Source organism: Pseudomonas sp. SIMBA_068, assembly GCF_046534705.1.
In the GTDB taxonomy this organism is placed as follows: Bacteria; Pseudomonadota; Gammaproteobacteria; order Pseudomonadales; family Pseudomonadaceae; genus Aquipseudomonas; species Aquipseudomonas putida.
This window is the reverse complement of record NZ_JAWRYI010001172.1, coordinates 1-250: the sequence shown is the minus strand read 5'-3', so window position 1 is coordinate 250 and position 250 is coordinate 1. Positions and strand designations below refer to the sequence as shown.

Below are 250 nucleotides of genomic sequence, written 5' to 3'. Positions count from 1 at the left end.
CGAACTCGCCATGTACCGCCAGTTTGCCGATGCGGTGCAGGTGCCGATCCTCGCCAACATCACCGAATTTGGTGCCACGCCGCTGTTTACCACCGACGAATTACGCAGCGCCCATGTCGCAATGGCGCTGTACCCACTTTCAGCGTTCCGCGCCATGAACCGCGCCGCTGAACATGTCTACAACGTCCTGCGCCAGGAAGGCACGCAGAAAAGCGTCATCGACACCATGCAGACCCGCAACGAGCTGTAC

The 250-nt window shown here is 60.0% G+C and carries 1 pseudogene; it reads left to right on the top strand.

What is annotated here, in order from left to right:
• Positions 1-250 (top strand): annotated as a pseudogene (prpB, locus tag SB756_RS33225) (methylisocitrate lyase); the annotation flags it as partial.